The following is a 429-nucleotide window of genomic DNA, read 5'->3' as shown; positions in this document are numbered from 1 at the left end:
CCCCCAGTTCCTTTCCCACACATCAATGGCACCCGGATACTGGCTCCAGGTTTGCCGGAACCTTTCAAACTCCCCCTCGGCTGCCTTTAGGCTGGCAGCTCCGTAGACCTTCCTTAAATGTGTGGTATATGTCTTGTAGTCCTTGCTTGGGACGTATTTGATGGAGTTGCGGATCAGATGTACCATACATCTTTGTACCGTTACGTCTGTAAAGATTGCCCTGGCCCCTTCTTCCAGGCCGGAAACCCCATCCATGGAAATAAACAGGACATCCTCTACCCCACGGTTCTTGAGTTCATCAAATATCTGCATCCAGGTATGCTTGCTTTCGGACTCGTTCAGCCACAGGCCCAGCACATCCTTGATCCCGTTTACATCATAGCCCAGGATCGCATACACTGCATAATTCTTTGTCTCGTAATCCTTGCG

The 429-nt window shown here is 50.3% G+C and carries 1 protein-coding gene; it reads right to left on the bottom strand.

Annotated features, from left to right (window positions below):
• The coding region (locus tag HJV72_RS18820) for a transposase (RefSeq protein ID WP_208073385.1) at positions 1-429 on the bottom strand (429 nt) is incomplete at both ends.

The sequence above is a fragment of the Extibacter sp. GGCC_0201 genome (assembly GCF_017566055.1).
GTDB lineage: Bacteria > Bacillota > Clostridia > Lachnospirales > Lachnospiraceae > Extibacter.
The sequence above is the reverse complement of the archived record's forward strand: the minus strand, read 5'-3'. Positions and strand labels throughout refer to the sequence as shown.